This is a genomic window from Flavisolibacter tropicus (assembly GCF_001644645.1).
Taxonomy (GTDB): Bacteria; Bacteroidota; Bacteroidia; order Chitinophagales; family Chitinophagaceae; genus Flavisolibacter; species Flavisolibacter tropicus.
This window is the reverse complement of the sequence record NZ_CP011390.1, coordinates 335,762-352,301: the sequence shown is the minus strand read 5'-3', so window position 1 is coordinate 352,301 and position 16,540 is coordinate 335,762. Positions and strand designations below refer to the sequence as shown.

General features: G+C 38.1%; 18 protein-coding genes. 5 read left to right on the top strand and 13 right to left on the bottom strand.

Translation table 11 applies throughout. The features are described 5' to 3' along the window. Nucleotides 1–3: 3 nt before the first annotated feature. Entirely contained in the window at nucleotides 4–1,011 is a 1,008-nt protein-coding gene (locus SY85_RS01400; RefSeq protein WP_066401438.1) for a DHH family phosphoesterase, read from the bottom strand. Between the two features lie 359 nt (nucleotides 1,012–1,370). Beyond that, nucleotides 1,371–1,856: a hypothetical protein gene (locus tag SY85_RS01395; protein WP_066401437.1), complete on the bottom strand. Its 486-nt coding sequence runs from the start codon at nucleotides 1,854–1,856 to the stop codon at nucleotides 1,371–1,373. A 192-nt stretch (nucleotides 1,857–2,048) separates the two neighbouring features. On the opposite strand from SY85_RS01395, the gene SY85_RS01390 reads away from it, so the two are divergent. The 3 genes from SY85_RS01390 (at nucleotide 2,049) to SY85_RS01380 (ending at nucleotide 5,769) form a co-directional block, all read left to right on the top strand. Then, nucleotides 2,049–2,432, top strand: a complete 384-nt coding sequence (locus SY85_RS01390) for a BlaI/MecI/CopY family transcriptional regulator (RefSeq protein ID WP_066401436.1) — start codon at nucleotides 2,049–2,051, stop codon at nucleotides 2,430–2,432. A gap of 1 nt (nucleotide 2,433) precedes the next feature. After that, on the top strand, nucleotides 2,434–4,116 hold the full coding sequence (locus SY85_RS01385) for a M56 family metallopeptidase (protein WP_066401435.1): 1,683 nt from the start codon (nucleotides 2,434–2,436) through the stop codon (nucleotides 4,114–4,116). A gap of 1,167 nt (nucleotides 4,117–5,283) precedes the next feature. Further along, nucleotides 5,284–5,769 carry an LEA/WHy family protein gene (locus SY85_RS01380; RefSeq protein ID WP_148661096.1) on the top strand — a complete coding sequence of 162 codons (486 nt, stop codon included), beginning with the start codon at nucleotides 5,284–5,286 and terminating at the stop codon, nucleotides 5,767–5,769. Between the two features lie 20 nt (nucleotides 5,770–5,789). Here SY85_RS01380 and SY85_RS01375 read toward each other — a convergent pair whose 3' ends face one another. Both SY85_RS01375 and pyrE read right to left on the bottom strand, forming a co-directional pair. Further along, entirely contained in the window at nucleotides 5,790–6,152 is a 363-nt protein-coding gene (locus SY85_RS01375; RefSeq protein ID WP_066401433.1) for a heavy-metal-associated domain-containing protein, read from the bottom strand. 22 nt (nucleotides 6,153–6,174) lie between these two features. Further along, nucleotides 6,175–6,810, bottom strand: coding sequence for an orotate phosphoribosyltransferase (pyrE, locus tag SY85_RS01370; RefSeq protein WP_066401432.1), 636 nt, complete (start codon nucleotides 6,808–6,810; stop codon nucleotides 6,175–6,177). Nucleotides 6,811–6,851: 41 nt separating this feature from the next. On the opposite strand from pyrE, the gene SY85_RS01365 reads away from it, so the two are divergent. Next, entirely contained in the window at nucleotides 6,852–7,451 is a 600-nt protein-coding gene (locus tag SY85_RS01365) for an NUDIX hydrolase (protein WP_066401431.1), read from the top strand. A 3-nt stretch (nucleotides 7,452–7,454) separates the two neighbouring features. Here SY85_RS01365 and coaD read toward each other — a convergent pair whose 3' ends face one another. The 7 genes from coaD to SY85_RS01330 all read right to left on the bottom strand — a co-directional run bounded on the left by coaD (nucleotide 7,455) and on the right by SY85_RS01330 (nucleotide 12,664). Then, complete coding sequence (gene coaD / locus SY85_RS01360) at nucleotides 7,455–7,931, bottom strand: pantetheine-phosphate adenylyltransferase (protein ID WP_066401430.1); 477 nt, start codon at nucleotides 7,929–7,931, stop codon at nucleotides 7,455–7,457. A 64-nt stretch (nucleotides 7,932–7,995) separates the two neighbouring features. Next, on the bottom strand, nucleotides 7,996–8,925 hold the full coding sequence (locus SY85_RS01355; RefSeq protein ID WP_066401429.1) for an aspartate carbamoyltransferase catalytic subunit: 930 nt from the start codon (nucleotides 8,923–8,925) through the stop codon (nucleotides 7,996–7,998). 112 nt (nucleotides 8,926–9,037) lie between these two features. After that, nucleotides 9,038–9,565 carry a bifunctional pyr operon transcriptional regulator/uracil phosphoribosyltransferase PyrR gene (gene pyrR / locus SY85_RS01350; protein ID WP_066409207.1) on the bottom strand — a complete coding sequence of 176 codons (528 nt, stop codon included), beginning with the start codon at nucleotides 9,563–9,565 and terminating at the stop codon, nucleotides 9,038–9,040. 98 nt (nucleotides 9,566–9,663) lie between these two features. Then, the gene (locus tag SY85_RS01345) at nucleotides 9,664–10,353 is read right to left on the bottom strand and encodes a porin family protein (protein WP_066401428.1); all 690 of its coding nucleotides are present in this window, start codon (nucleotides 10,351–10,353) and stop codon (nucleotides 9,664–9,666) included. Between the two features lie 91 nt (nucleotides 10,354–10,444). Next, nucleotides 10,445–11,038, bottom strand: coding sequence for a porin family protein (locus tag SY85_RS01340; protein ID WP_066401427.1), 594 nt, complete (start codon nucleotides 11,036–11,038; stop codon nucleotides 10,445–10,447). A gap of 241 nt (nucleotides 11,039–11,279) precedes the next feature. Beyond that, entirely contained in the window at nucleotides 11,280–11,843 is a 564-nt protein-coding gene (locus SY85_RS01335; RefSeq protein ID WP_066401426.1) for an outer membrane beta-barrel protein, read from the bottom strand. A 278-nt stretch (nucleotides 11,844–12,121) separates the two neighbouring features. Beyond that, complete coding sequence (locus SY85_RS01330) at nucleotides 12,122–12,664, bottom strand: DUF3575 domain-containing protein (RefSeq protein WP_066401425.1); 543 nt, start codon at nucleotides 12,662–12,664, stop codon at nucleotides 12,122–12,124. A 244-nt stretch (nucleotides 12,665–12,908) separates the two neighbouring features. Between SY85_RS01330 and SY85_RS01325 the strand changes: the two genes are divergently transcribed. After that, nucleotides 12,909–13,472, top strand: coding sequence for an outer membrane beta-barrel protein (locus SY85_RS01325; protein WP_066401424.1), 564 nt, complete (start codon nucleotides 12,909–12,911; stop codon nucleotides 13,470–13,472). A 141-nt stretch (nucleotides 13,473–13,613) separates the two neighbouring features. Here SY85_RS01325 and pruA read toward each other — a convergent pair whose 3' ends face one another. Both pruA and prfB read right to left on the bottom strand, forming a co-directional pair. Beyond that, nucleotides 13,614–15,230, bottom strand: a complete 1,617-nt coding sequence (gene pruA / locus SY85_RS01320) for an L-glutamate gamma-semialdehyde dehydrogenase (RefSeq protein WP_226998969.1) — start codon at nucleotides 15,228–15,230, stop codon at nucleotides 13,614–13,616. Between the two features lie 121 nt (nucleotides 15,231–15,351). Next, nucleotides 15,352–16,447, bottom strand: a protein-coding gene (prfB, locus tag SY85_RS01315) for a peptide chain release factor 2 (RefSeq protein WP_099459364.1) whose coding sequence is annotated in 2 segments (ribosomal slippage) — nucleotides 15,352–16,386 and nucleotides 16,388–16,447 — 1,095 coding nt in all. Because the reading frame shifts where the segments join, the coding sequence is not laid out codon by codon here. Nucleotides 16,448–16,540 lie beyond the last annotated feature (93 nt).

Genomic DNA, 16,540 nt, shown 5'->3' with positions numbered 1-16,540 from the left:
GTTTTATTGTAAAAGAGTTTTGTTTTCGTTGATTGCGTTTTTAAACTTACGTACAGTTTCCGGTAACGATTCGCCATCTCTACCGCCAGAAGCATTGAAATGCCCTCCTCCACTAAAGTATTGACGGGCAAAGGTATTACAATCAAAATTGCCTTTACTTCTAAAGGACCATTTTCGCTCCTCGTCGCGATCAATAACTAAGCCTACCAGCTTAATGCCTTGTATAGAAAGCGGATAATTAACTAAACCTTCGGTATCGCCCGTTTTAATATCATACTTCAACAGGTCTGTTTTAGGAATGCTGATCAGCGCTGTATTAAGCTCGTAGAAAACTTCCATCCTATTGCTTAATACATGCCCAAGAAAACGTAAGCGATTCTCTAAGAAGTTATCATAAAGCGCTTCATGCACTTTGGTGTGCTCTAATCCCTGCTCTTTTAGGTAAGCCACCATATGGTGCACAGTAGCATGGGTTGAAGAGAAGCGGAAAGAACCTGTATCGGCTACCACTCCGGCGTATAGACATTCGCTTACAAACAGGTTAATCTTATCGCGATAACCTGATTGTACAATGAAATCATACACCATTTCGCAGGTTGAGCTCTTTGCTGTATTGTAAATACCGTATTGAAAGGATGCCACATCCGGCTCTTGGTGATGATCAATCAGGATCTTTGTGCATTCAAGACTGGCAATTTTGGGTGCCATTGATTTGGTCCGGTCAAACCGGTTAAAGTCCAGGCAAAACAGCCAGTCCGTGTTATCCAAATAAGCATCAGCCTTTGTCTTATGTAACTCGTAATCCAGCACCTCACCTACACCTTCCATCCAATTCAACCAACGGGCCCAGTTAGTAGGCGAAATAACTTGTACGGTATGGCCTAACTGCTTTAAAAAGTGATAGAGGCCTAAAGTAGAACCCATAGCATCTGCATCAGGTTTCTGATGCATGGTAATAGCTATCTGTTTAGGTTCATTTAATAACGGAAATATGTCCTGAATAGGTTGCATAAAGAAGGCGCAAACCTACGAGAAAATGCCTTCCCCTTGTAAAAACATATACTTAATTTATTTTCCTCATTCCTCAGGTACATTTTGAAATAGAATCTCTAGCTCATTTATATACCCTTGGGAAGCATTTTATACATTCTTTGTTTATAAGGTATAATGCCACCCCTACTTTATCCTGCCATTTATTATCTTTTTCCCTTATACCAATTCTATTTATCCTGTATATAAGCCGTCTTTATATAGAGGCGGCTTATATACGGCTTATATGTGGATTATATACAGCTTATATATGGGACATTTCGGAATAACAGAGTAATATAAATAGTCTGTTCATAGAAAAGCCAGTAACCACTTACCTGCTAATGTAAGGCAGCTTTTTCAACCATACCATCATCTTTAGCTTCCCTCCTTGACTCTAACTTCTTCATTATCAGTGCAGAAACAAAGCCTCCCAGCGTATACCAGGCTATAGTCATTATTTGAGTAGGCACTGTACGTTTGCTATAAGAAGCATTTAGACCAAGAGGTTCAGGCAGAAAAATGGCCCCTAGACCTGCCGCTAAACCTAAAACAGAGCCTCGTAAAAGGGAGTTCTTCTTTTTGCCAACTCCTGCCAGGGAATAATACAAGCTATTGCTGACAATATCTCCGGCCATGGTAATGTAATAGAGCGATTGCTCTCGTGGCGGATTTTTACCAACGCTCTTTAGCAATTTGGACAATGCCGCCATACCTAACAGGTCCAAACGAGGGGCCTGAGGAATGGCCCTTTTAACCAATTGGTGAACTGCTGTCAGGGCAAAAGCGCCTGCTAATCCGCCTTCAAGTGCTGCTACTGGTCTCATTTTCTCTTTTTGAAAGACGCCAAGAAAACAGTGCCAATCTGTAACTTTTTGCAAAGTGATGCGTAATCAAAAGAACCTTTTGTATATAATAATATATAGAAGGTTATGCGGATAACCACTCATCAAAATTTTTCAGTCAAACTATTTGTTATACGAAATTGGTCGTATATTCGTCACAGAAAACTAAGTAATATGGCAATTTCAAAACAAGTAAAACCTACAGAGAGCGAGCTGGAAATTCTTCAGATACTGTGGTCGCGCGGTTTAGCTACTGTGCGTGAAGTACATGAAGAATTGGCAAAGACTAAAGAGGTAGGCTATACCACCACTTTGAAGCTGATGCAAATTATGAATGAAAAAGGCTTAGTAAAAAGAGACGAGTCTATGCGTACACACGTGTACCAGCCAGCTGTAAACAAGGAAAAGACGCAAAAACATATGCTGAGCAAGATGATCTCCAACCTTTTTGGCGGCTCTTCTACCCAACTGGTTCTTCAGGCCTTAGGGGAACATAAAGCCAGCCCTGATGAGTTAGCACAAATTCAAAACCTATTAGATAAAATGAAAAAACAGTAATATGGCAGACTGGAGCAGCTCGCATTTTTTGCAAGCATTGGGCTGGGCTACCTTAAACAGTTTTTGGCAAATGGCGCTGCTATGGTGCATTTTTCAATTGCTGACCCATTTTGCAAAACTCACCAGTAATCAAAAATACCTCTTGGCTGTAAGCAATGTGTTTGTAGGGTTTGTGTGGTTTTTGCTAAGCTTCAGTACTTATTTTAAAAACGGATTTAACAAGACAGCTCTCTCCAAAGTCTCGGTAGAATTATCTACAAATGAGCTGTCTATTGTGCTTTCCTGCGCCTCTATTACCTACCTATTGCTTCTGATTGTTCCTACTGTAAAAATTATTCGCAACTGGATCTTTTTGAAGCAAATTAAAACTGTTGGTGTAAGTAAGGCTCCCTATCGCTACCGCTTGTTCGCGCAGCGTATTTCCAGTCATTTGGGCATAAAAAAACCGGTTAAAGTATATTTATCTGCGCTAGTTTCTTCTCCAATGACCATTGGCTTTCTGAAGCCGTTCATCTTAATTCCTATTGCATCCATTAATAACTTGAGCGTAGATCAACTGGAGGCAATATTGCTACATGAGCTGTCTCACATTAGACGCCAGGATTACATTATTAACTTATTTCTGAGTCTTATACAAACAGTGCTCTACTTTAATCCCTTTGTTAAACTGTTTATCAAAAGGGCTGAAGTGGAAAGAGAAAATTGCTGCGATGAACTGGTTTTACAATTTGAATATGACAAACTTAGCTATGCATCAGCCCTCCTTGAACTGGAAAAAAGCGCACAACAGATTCCACAATTTGCTATGGCTGCCGCTAATAAAAACTACCTTTTAAGCCGTATCGAAAAGATTGTAGGCATTAAAAAGAAGGCTTCTTTTAATACTTATCATTTCTCTGGTGCTTTTGCTGTTATGCTTCTTCTATTCGTAATTAATTCCATTTTAATTGCCGGAAAAGACAACCTGGTAGCACTGCCTTTCCAGGATATGTCAGAACCATTTGCCTTCTTTGTAAACAAAGATGAAACTACGAACCTGGCTAAAACCAATCCCGAAACAACAGATAAATCAATAACTCCGAAAATAATTGCAGCTCAAAATGTAATTACAAAAGATCAAGAACCAGTTGAACATACTCTACCTGACGCTCCCGAAAACGCTATACCAGTAGTCAACCAAAACGATCCTGCATTTATACGAGTAGCACTGGACAATGTAGACATGTCTCTGGATAAAGAGCAAAAAGAACAAGTGGAAAAAACAGTGCAAGACAGTCGTAGAATTTTAGAAATGAAATGGCTGGAAGTTGAAAAATCTATTGGGGATGGGATGACTGTTAAAGAAAAAGCAATAGCTAAAGAACAGTACCTGGCAGAGATCAAAAAGATCAATTGGGACAACGTAGAGAAGGGTTTAAAAACTAAATATGAAGAGATCAACTGGGATGAAGTAAATGAGAACTTAGCTCAGTCTATTGCCATTGCCAAAATTGATAGTGCCGAAGAAGTTTGCTCAAAAACAATGGCAGAACTGCATAAGATAAAAGCAGCAGAGTATCGCAAATTAGCCGTTATTATGCCTGATGAATCTATTAAACAAATAGAAAAAGCAAAGGCTGATGTACAAAAACGTCTTGATGAATTACAAAAAATACGAATTAAGAAAACTGTAGTACGTCTGTAAAAGTTGAAATATACCTTAAGGAAAAAGCCTGGAAATTGAAAGTAGATTGCTTTCAATTTCCAGGCTTTTTTAATTCCTAAATCTAACTTACCGCTTAAGCCAGATTTCAAAAATACTCCATATAGGAACCATTCAACCACCATACTTTCCAAGAGCATTTAACCGTAACTCCGGCACCCAATCATAAACTGCATCTCCACAACTCAAGCAAACCTAAGAGCCATCACCTCTTTTAAAATAGTCTGCCGCTAAAACTAAAATCTTGGACCATCTTAGGCTAAGTTTTGAATTAAATAACATAAGATATGGCACAATAACTTAATTAAAAATCCGCATAAGAATCACCTAATAATCAAAACTGTCGATTAAGGATACAGGGCCAACCATGCAATAAAAGACCTTAAACATTTTAAAAATATATCAACCCAGTTTTTCATCACTTTGAAAGAATAACTCAAGGCATTGAGGCACATTATTATAATAAACTCTTGACACAAAAAACCTAATACCCAAACAATCATTACAATAACCTACACCTACATAACAAACAGAATCCATATTAATTACATCCGAAATAGCAGCCAATAAATAATATTTTGAAATAAACTATGCCACAATGTCTATGATAAAATTCATGAATTATAAAGACATTCTAAATACATAATCAAAAGGTTCACTAGTGACAAAATGAACCTAAAATACAATAATGCAGACCAGATGTACCTATGCAATTTTTGTATACTATTAGCAGCAATTAGCAGCTCTACAATTAACAATGCTCGGATGAAGAGCAAAATATGCATTTGTGAATATCCATTATTTACCCATTTTTATAATATGTGAGTTTAATTGAATAATATTTAGATTTAAAATTGTTTCACAGCTGATAATGAATCATTTACAACATATTTATTTAAAATGGTAACTATAATTAAAATATATTGATTTGTTGTAATAATACCACCATATTAGTTTATATATTTAATTGATTTGATATAGCATAATATATTGTTTTTTAATAGTTTATGACATTATTTTAAAGCTACAATTATTAGATATTATAATATAAGTATGGAGTTAGCTATTTACTAAATATATTAGCTGTAAATTGTGCAATATTAAAATGCCCAAATTTGGACGATGCATGATTTTTGCAATAAAATGTTCATGAAGATTTACAGCCTCCTAATCGCCCTCCTATTAGCCTTCCTGAGCTCCTGCACCGATATAAAAGATCCTCAGTTTAGAAGATTGGAAGATTTTGGAATACGAAAAATCAACTTTATAAATGCTGATATTGGCTTCAATGTAGTTTGTTATAACCCCAATTCATTTGGCCTTACTGCCAAAGAGACAGCGTTAGATGTGTATGTAGATTCTATCTATTTAGGCAAGTTCATCCAACCGCAAACAACAGAAGTTTCCAAAAATGCAGAGTTCATAATTCCACTAGAAGGGAAAATAGATATAGCCAGTGCCCTCAAATTGAACCGGAAAGATTTATTAAATAGAGAGATATTATTGCGGGCAAATGGAAATATTAAGGTGGGGAAAGCCGGCGTTTATATAACTAAGGATATAAATTATTCCGGCCGACATAGGCTTGATTCAACCCTATTAAAAAACCCAGCCGCAGCTGGGTTAGGTTTATAAATTGCTATAGATAAGATCGGTTATTCTTTCTTCATTCCACCGCCGTCTTCAGGCTTTTTGCAGCACTTGGGTAAGCGTTTGTAAGAATCTTCATTGGCAGGAATATCACCGGCATCATAGCCCGCATTGGCTATGGCGGTTTTAATTTCCTCTTCATTAATACGGTCAGTAATGTACTTAACAGTCACTTCTTTCTTTTTCACATTCACATTGATTGAACTGATACCATCATAACGTTTTAAATACGTTTCAATCTTTGATTTACACATATCGCACTGAATCGTTGGCGTACTGATCTTAGCCGTTTGAACAGCTTTTGTTTGTGCAGAAGCTGCACCATAAAGCAGGATAATCGTTAGAAGAGATAGCAAGAATTTCTTCATAAAGAATGATATTTTATCGAATTTAATAAACTCCAGTCCAGTTAGCCGGATCATTTTGCCACTTTAACAAAACCTCCTGATGTTCAGCCTTAATGATTCCTTTTTTAAGAGCTAATTCTAACAGTGTAGGATAGTTAGTCAGGGAATAAACGTTAACCTGGGCCTTGTCAAATGCTTCTTTAGCAGCATCAAATCCGTAGTTGAATATAGAGACCATACCAGCTAATTCAAGGCCGCTATTTTTTAATACGTCAACCACTTGCAAGCTACTTTTTCCAGTAGAAATCAGATCTTCTACTACTACCGTTTTTTGGCCTGCTGTATAATCCCCTTCTATTTGATTTCCTAAACCATGCTCTTTGGGCTTAGGGCGAACATAGATGAAAGGCAGTTTCAATTGATCAGCAATTAAGGCTCCCCAGGCAATACCTGCAGTAGCCACCCCTGCTATTAATTCTGCATCTGGAAACTTCTCAAATATGGTATTTGAGAGTTCGCTTTTTATGTATTCCCGAATAAAAGGATGTGATAAAAGCTTGCGGTTATCGCAATAAATAGGGCTTTTCCAGCCACTTGCCCAAGTAAAGGGTTGCTCTGGGCTTAAGCGAACGGCTTGCGCCTGCAATAGCTTCTCAGCACTAATAGTTGCATCTGTCATAATGCGAAGGTATTCTATTACAGATGAAAGTATTTTTGTGCATGCAAAAGATTTACTTCTCAACCATTCCACTAATCATTACGTCTTCCAAAAAGCAATCTACCAATAGTAAAATCATTGAAAACGCCAATAAAGCAAGGATACAATCTGCACTTAAGGATCTCAGTCAAAATGATCAACAACTCGTTCTAATAACCGAAAATGTAGATCAGGAAATTGAACAGTTAAAGGCAGACTTTACAGTTATACAAGCTGCAGGCGGATTGGCCTATACCCCAAATGAGGAAGTACTTTTAATTTTCAGAAAAGGTAAATGGGATTTACCTAAAGGGAAATTAGATGACGGGGAAGAGCTAGAGGCCTGCGCCGTAAGAGAAGTAGAAGAAGAAACCGGAATACAAAATGTAGCCTTAGAAAGCTTTATTCAAAGGACCTATCATACTTACCAGGAACACGGTCAAGACATTTTAAAAGAAACGTTTTGGTATTATATGAAGGCCGAAAAACAGGACTTACATCCCCAAACTGATGAAGATATTGAAGAATGTCGTTGGGTTCCTAAGAGCTTTATTATCAATTATTTTGACAATATGCAGCCGTCAGTAAAAGATGTACTGGAAGCCTATTTAGCGCACTTATAAGGCTTAGAAAGTCATTTGTTTTATAGATCCATGCACCACTGGCGGAATGAATTGTGTAACATCTCCGCCATTGCGTATTACATCCCTAACCAAAGTGGAAGCTACAGAAGTATACTGGGGCAAACAGGTCAGGAAAATGGTTTCTATATTTCCATCCAGGCTGCGGTTCATATCTGCAATCGCCTTCTCGTACTCAAAATCACTGACATAACGGATTCCCCTGAGAATATAATTAGCATTAATTCGTTTGCAGCAATCTACTGTAAGTCCCTCATAAACCACTACATCTACCTTAGGCTCATCTTTGAAAATCTCCTTAAACCAGTGGCTGCGCTGTTCGGCCGTAAACATAGGCTGTTTATTGACATTAACACCAATACCTACATAAACCTTATCAAACAACGACAAAGCCCTATTTACGATATCAATATGACCAAATGTAACGGGATCAAATGTGCCAGGGAATAAACAGGTTTTCATTTCAGGAATTTGATATGAAGGATTTAATGTTTGAGATTTTTAATCAACAGAATTGACAAATACCTTATGCGTTTGCGCGATTAGATAAAAGATAAAGTGCAGCCATACGTACAGCTACGCCATTTTCGACCTGCTGTAGTATGATAGACTGATCACTATCTGCTACGTCGCTATCTAACTCTACACCGCGATTAATAGGCCCAGGATGCATGATTGTAACCTTTTTAGAAAGACTATTCAACAATTTCTTATTGATTCCATATACCAGATTATACTCTCTTAAAGAAGAAAATAAGACCTGGTTTTGACGTTCCAGCTGAATGCGCAACACATTGGCTACATCACACCATTCAAGCGCTTTTCTAAGATTGTATTCAACAGGCACACCTAGAGCTTCTGTAATGTATTTGGGAATTAAGGTTGGTGGGCCACAAACAATCACCTCAGCTCCCATTTTCTTCAACAGGTAGATATTACTCTGCGCCACTCTACTGTGCATTATATCCCCAATTAGAGCCACTTTTAAGCCCTCTAACGTGCCATGTTGCTCCTGCATAGATAAGGCATCCAATAAGGCCTGGGTAGGATGTTCATTGATGCCATCGCCAGCGTTAATAATGGCTGCCGGAATATGCTTTGCTAAGAAATGAGGTGCACCGCTAGCACTATGACGCATCACCACCATATCCACTTTCATAGATAGGATATTGTTCACTGTATCTAATAAGGTTTCCCCCTTGGATACCGACGATCCGGAAGCGCTAAAATTGATCGTATCAGCTGATAAACGCTTTTCAGCTAACTCAAAGGATATACGCGTACGAGTAGAATTTTCGTAAAAAAGGTTTACAATCGTTATATCACGTAAAGAAGGCACCTTTTTAATGGGCCGCTGTAAAACTTCTTTGAATTGCTGGGCTGTTTGTAGAATTAGGGAAATATCCTGAGGCGTAAGATCCTTTATACCCAGCAGATGTTTTGAGGACAGTGTCATTAAAAATCAAAGATAGGGTAAACCAATAAGTTGATTAAAAAGAAATGATTAAGCGCCTGTTATAACTATTTTAAAGCTCAAATTCAGTTAAATCCACAGTGTACAAGCCTATTTAATTATCGTCCAGCAAAACCACTTCGTCTCTTCCCTCTTTTTCTTTCCAAAGCACTTTTACCTTTTGAGAAATTATGGAGTCAATAGATTTACCTACATAATCTGGCTGAATAGGCAATTGACGACTATAACGGCGGTCGATCAGAACCAGTAATTCAACTTTGTTTGGTCTTCCAAAGTCCATTAAAGCATCCAATGCAGCTCTAATTGTCCTACCTGTATATAAAACATCATCAAGCAGAACAACGTTTTTACCTTCTACAGAAAAAGGAATATCGGTATGATTGGGAACATGAATCCCATTTCTCAGATCATCTCTATAAAATGTAATATCCAGCTTACCGTAAAGTAGATTGAGCAATGGTTCTTTCTTCAACTCCTCTACAATTCGGTCAGACAGCGCAATACCTCTTGGTTGAATACCAATTAAAACGGTATTCTGAAAATCCACATGATTTTCTAATAGTTGATTAGCCAGGCGTTTAATGGTCAATGATATTTGCTGCTGCGTCAGGACTGTTTTCAACGGAACAATTTTGCTATAAAAGTAAAACTTTAAGCTATAGTATATGTAAACATGAAAAAGGCCGGTATAAAACCGGCCCAAGACAAATAAAGATCTCTTTATTTATTCGCACCAAAATGATAAACTAATCCAAGTTGTACGCTTCTGGTACTAATTTCTCTATCTCCTGTGCCTTCAGGGGCATTATCACTGTTAAATACATTAGACAGACCATGATAATAACGAGCATTGACACCTAATCCAATTCTAGAAAGATAACCAATACCTCCAGCTGCGCCAAAATCCAGCTTTCTAACCAGCTTTTTTTCTTTTAAATCGGTTTTAGCTCCATTAGTAACTTCCTCTTCACCCTTAATTAAGAATGCCCCCTGTGGACCAGCTTCTACAAAAAAGCCACCTGGTGTTTGCAATTGAAACATTACAGGAAGACCTATATAGTGAAAATCAAGTTCATAATTTCCAGTACCAGAAGTAGTCAGCGGATTTGAAATTAAGTTTCCATGAACTTTACTACCGCCACCATAATAGCTGATTTCAGGCTGAACGCGAAACATACTACTTACCGGAATATTTACAAAAGCGCCCGCATGAAATGTGGTTTTCTTTGACATGTCGTATGTAGTACCGTTATATTCGTCATCTAATTCTAAAGCTGATAGACTAACGCCTCCGCGTAAACCAAAACGTGTTTGAACTGACATTTCCGTTCTAAGCTTTATATCCTGACTTTGAGCCATACCCGAAAATCCTGCAGCAACCGCTAATGCAAACAAACTAATCTTTTTCATATCACTATAAATTTTTCGTTACGTGTTTATTTACAAAAAGAAGGCCGCAAAATTTGCGGCCGTGAATAAACTGTGAACTATTTAATTTATGTTATCTTGATTTCGCCTTATGCCGAGGATCTAACATGTAGAATAAACTTAACTGCAAAGTGCGTGTTTTAATATCAGTTGATCCTTCTCCAATATTGCTTAAGCCTAAGTTATAACGGGCACCAACACCCAATCCTGAATAAGAAAGATAATTCACTCCAAAGCCCATCCCAACATTAGGAGTCTTATATTGTTCATCCAGATTTCTTTCACTACCATTTTCAAACTCATATTTTGAATTTACCAAAAATCCAAATTGTGGACCTGCCTCTACTCTGAAGCCATTATCAAACATATACTGAAGCATAAGTGGTATATTGATATAGTCCAGTTTTACTTTATCATTTTCAATCTTAGCGCCTTCTTGAGAGTATAATAACTCTGGCTGTAATGCCCACTCTGGAGCCAGGTGAAAATGAGCACCTAAGCCTCCATGAAAGCCTATCCTCATATCTGTAGCACTATTGTCTACTCCTTCTAATTTTAGATCAGCCAGATTAGCACCAGCCTTAATAAATAATTTTGGTGTTGATTGCGCAAAGATGGTGGTACAGGTTAATAAAGCCGCGCCTAATAACAAGGTTAGTTTTTTCATATATGAACTCTTTTCCACACCATTACAAAAAGAAGGCCGCTTTTTTTGGGGAGCAGGGCAATTAAGTAAAATAATGTAGAAAAGAGTAAGAGAAACAGATCAGGAATGTGGATAACTGATAGTTTAATAACAATAACATAAAAGCAGAAATATTGATTATGGTTAAGCTTAACTGCATTTGAGTATACAAAAAAAGGGCTACAAATATTGCAGCCCTTTTTTGTATTGAATAATTAATGTATTACTTGCTTAATCTTCCACCACCAATAAAGAAGCCCAACTTAACGCTGAAATAGTTGTTGTTGATATCACCTGATTTACCAACAATGTTATATTCAAGAGCTGTACGGAAATGACCAAATTCAAAACCTGCCCTTGGAGCAGCTCCAAATTTAGTACCTGCATCTAGCGCTGTTGCTTCTTCATCAATCATATCTACAGAAGCACTCGCAAGGCTGTAAATACCAACACCCAGACCTGCAAACGGACGAAACTTATTTGTATTGAAATAATAATCGCCTGTAGCTAAGTAAGAAGCGCTAGCTTTTACATCTCCGCTAACTTCTTGACCATTTGAAGCTACATAACCACGAGCAGTAATTGCGGCTTCCATTCTCAGACCAAGAGAGATGTTATCATTGATTGCATACTTTGGCTCGATCGCTAATACAACACCACCTTTACTGCCTTTTCCACTCGGCACAGCATATCCAGCAGCAAGGTCAACTTTAAATGGTTTGAAAGTTTGTGCATTAGAGAAGAAAGCACCGGCCATGAAGGCACCGATTAAAAACACTTTTTTCATAAGAGTAAATTAGATTGGTTTAAAAATGTTTACAAGATTAATCCACTCAACACATTAAACAAAATATCATATATAAAAGCTAGAATTAAAAGTATATATACGTTTAAGCTGCAACGTAAGTTTACTATTTCATTATTGATTGTTTAAATAATCACTACAGTTTAATTATTCAGATAAATTATTTTATTGATAATTAATTTATCAAATTGGAGTTATCATTCTTCAAATAAAAAAGGCTGCAAATACTTGCAGCCTTTTTTTGTATACGAATACTTGAATTAGAAATTATAACCAATGGCAAAACCAACGCGAGGGAAAACACCGTTGCCTTTTAAATTGAAACCATTTACATTTTCGTCATTCTTGTATTTGAATGATTGATAAGAGAAACCGGCATTCAAATCAATAACAAAACCGCTATTGAATATCCATTGGTTTCCAGCTAATGCACCAATACCAAATGAAGTAAATTTATCCTTTGCTGACTCTTCATCAAAGCCATCATATTTGATTTTACCGCTAACGAAATTGACGTTTGGCGCAGCATAAAAACCTTCTGGTGCAGATTTAGATTTTGAGAAATAAGCGCGGTATTGAGCACCTAATCCTAATGAGCTATACTTTACACCGCCAAATTTGAAACCGCCGAACTGAGGAGCAATTACAAAAGAGCTCTTTGCACCTAGCGCTCTTTCATAAGCAACGCTTCCTGCGCCAAAAAGAAAACCTACTGGATTTACTTTGATAACATTCTGACCGTTCTGAGCATTAGCGAAACAAACGCACATTACAAATGCGCATAACATAAGTACTTTCTTCATAAGTCGAAGTTTAGTTTGGTTTAAATGAAGGCACAAGAAACGTCAATTATCACTAATAAACAAGCGGTTAAATATGTCGACTTTTCACATGTGCCTACCTGTTACAACCTATACAAACATTACTACAATTCATTCCCACTTTTCCACTATTCATTCCAGATAGATCCACAAAAAAATATTTTCAGAATGTTTGAAACAGAGAGCTTTCTACCTTTGCGGCGACAAAAAACAAAACATAAATCTTATGAAAAAAGTTTTATTCTCTCTGGCTCTTGTAGTTGCAGGTTCTGCAGTCTTTGCACAAACTGAAAAAGGTAAATGGACTGTAGGTGCTGGTAGCAATGCATTATTTGCAACTAGCAAAGTAGCTGATGCCGACAATGACACTCGTATTACGAGTTTCAACATTGCTCCTGACGCTGGTTATTTCTTTGCTGATAACTTTGCAGGTGGTTTGCGTTTAGACTTATCTACAAGTAAAATGAAAGGTGCAGATGAAGGTTCAACAGACTTCACTGCTGCCCCATTCTTGAGATACTACTTCTTAAAACCAACTTCTAAGAAAATCAACATTTTTGCTGATGCAAGCTATGGCTTTGGTACTCGCAAAAGCGCCTTAGCTGATAACGCGAACGGTATCAACGAATTTACCATCCAAGCAGGTCCTGCTTTCTGGTTAAATGAAAAGATTGCAATCGATGCTACTTTAGCATACAACTCTCAAGGTGGAGAAGGTATTGATAACCGTTTTAACACAATCGGACTTAACTTCGGTTTCCGTCTTAGCTTAGGAAATGCAAAAAAATAAGTTTAACCTTATTTAATTATAAAAGCGCCCTGCAATGCAGGGCGCTTTTCGTTTATTCAACTAGTAAGAACACAACAAAAAGCCTGGCAATATTAATTGCCAGGCTTTTATATCTAATTGTTTAGAAAACTGTGGTATTATTTAGATTCCCTCACTCTCTCCTTTCAAAAACGCATAGCGGTAATCGGTGGGTGGATTGAATGTTTCTTTAACAGTACGAGCACTCAACCAACGATACAAGTTGATCATTGAACCAGCTTTATCATTAGTACCAGAAGCTCTAGCACCTCCAAATGGTTGTTGACCAACTACAGCACCTGTAGGTTTATCGTTGATATAGAAGTTACCAGCCGCATTACGCAACTTATAGCTAGCCAGTTCTACAGCTTTTCTGTCATTTGCAATGATAGCACCTGTTAATGCATAAGGTGAAGTTTTATCCACTAACTCCAGCGCCTTTTCAAAATCATTGTCATCATATACAAACATGGTCAGAACAGGCCCAAACAATTCTTTACACATGGTAACGTACATTGGATCAGTCGTCTCAATTACAGTAGGTTGAATAAAATAACCTTTTGACTTATCGAAATTGCCGCCAGCAATGATTTTTACCCCTTCTCCATTCTTTGCCTCTTCAATATGCTTAGTGATCTTATCAAAGCTTTTCTCGTCAATCACCGCATTAATAAAGTTTCCAAATTCATCTACAATTCCCATTTTAAAACTGTCTATACCTTCGGCTAACAGACTACGCACTTTATCGGCCATGCTCGCTGGTATATAGGCACGAGAAGCAGCAGAGCATTTTTGACCCTGGTATTCAAATGCACCACGTAATAAGGCTGTTGCTACTACTGCAGGATCAGCAGAATTGTGAGCAATGACAAAGTCTTTGCCACCTGTTTCGCCTACAATACGCGGATAACTTTTATAGTTGGCAACATTCTTACCAATGGTTTCCCACATTTGGTTAAAAACGCCAGTTGAACCAGTAAAGTGTACACCCGCAAAATCAGGATGATTGAAACAAACATTACCAATAGTTGGACCATCTACATAAATCAGGTTGATTACACCGTCAGGTAAGCCTGCCTCTTTTAATATGCGCATAAACATCTGCGCAGAGTATATCTGGGAGTTAGATGGTTTCCAAACAACTACATTACCGCACATTGCAGCAGATGTTGGCAGGTTTCCACCAATAGCTGTGAAATTAAACGGCGTAATAGCCAGCACAAAGCCTTCTAATGGACGCCATTCCGTACGGTTGTGCATCCCAGGTCCACTGATAGGTTGTTGCTTATAGATCTCGCTTAAAAAGTGTACATTGAATCGTAAGAAGTCAATCAGTTCACAAGCGCTATCGATCTCCGCTTGGAAGGCATTCTTACTTTGCCCCAACATAGTGGTACCGTTCATATGATAACGATACTTTGTAGCGATCAGGTCTGCTGCACGAAGGAAGATATTGGCACGGCTCTCCCAAGTCATATTTGCCCAGCTTTCTTTTGCCGCTAAAGCTGCATCAATTGCCTGACGAACATGCGATTCATCTCCTGCATGAAAGTGACCTAATTTATGAGCAATTTCATGTGGAGGAAATATAGGCTGCAGTTTACCAGTACGAACTTCTTCTTTTCCAATATACATTGGAATATCTGCTAACTGACCTTTTAATTCTGCTAGAGTTTTCGTTAACGCTGCTCTTTCAGCTGTTCCGGGTCCATAACTGTAAACCGGCTCGTTTACTGGCATTGGGTATGAAAAATAACCTTGGTTCATATGCAACCTCCAACCCCTATTGGGGAATACTGATATCCTGAAGGAGGTGTCAGGTTTTAATCTTAAATAATAGTATTCAAATAGCTAATTCAAATTACTGAGCTTCCTGCTCTTTTTCCATCATCAGATAGGCTTTAATAAAACCATCCAAATCACCATCCATAACAGGACCCACGTTTCCAACTTCAAAATCCGTACGGTGGTCTTTGATCATTTTATAAGGATGGAATACATAGCTACGGATTTGCGAGCCCCACTCAATCTTTTTCTTATTGGCATTGGCAGCATTCTTTAAGGCTTCACGCTTACGCAACTCCTCTTCATACAAACGGCTTTTAAGCATCTGCATGGCCTTTTCACGGTTACCTATTTGTGAACGTTCTGTTTGACAAACCACAACAATTCCTGTAGGAATATGCGTCAGGAATACCTTGGTCTCTACCTTGTTTACATTCTGTCCACCGGCACCACCACTTCGTGCAGTTTCCATCTTCACATCACTTTCCTTTACTTCAATGTTAATGGAGTCATCCACAAGTGGATAAACAAAGATTGAAGCAAATGAGGTATGGCGACGGGCATTGGAATCGAATGGCGATATACGTACTAATCGATGCACACCACTTTCAGCTTTCAAAAACCCATATGCAAATGGACCGTCAAACTGCAACGTACAGGTTTTAATACCAGCACCATCGCCGTCCTGCCAGTCCAAAATGGTTACACCCCACCCCTGCTTCTCTCCATACATTCGGTACATTCGGGATAGCATCTCTGACCAATCCTGACTTTCAGTACCGCCTGCACCAGAGTTGATCTGCAAAACAGCTGGCAGCTCATCTTCTGGCTCATTCAACGTACTCTTGAATTCAGCTTCTTCAATTGTAGCTAATGCTTTCTCATAGGCCACTTTTACATCTTCTTCACTACCCTCGCCTTCTTTCCAGAATTCAAAAAGTACGGCAAAATCTTCTACAGCCGCGTCCACCTCCTCATAGAGGTTTACCCAAAATTCATTTAGCTTAATTTCTTTTAAAATGCCGGTTGCACGGGCATTATCATCCCAGAAACCGGGAGAAAGGGAAAGTTGTTTGTCATTATTAATCTTATCACGTCTGGTATCGACGTCAAAGAAACCTCCTCAGGACAACCACGCGGTCCCTCATATCTTTCAAATATTCTTGTGTCATAGCGGGTGCGAAGATAATATACTTTGGACCGCAGAATACAGGATTTTGAAAGCATTAGTAGTATTAACAGTTGCATAATACTTATTTAGCTTG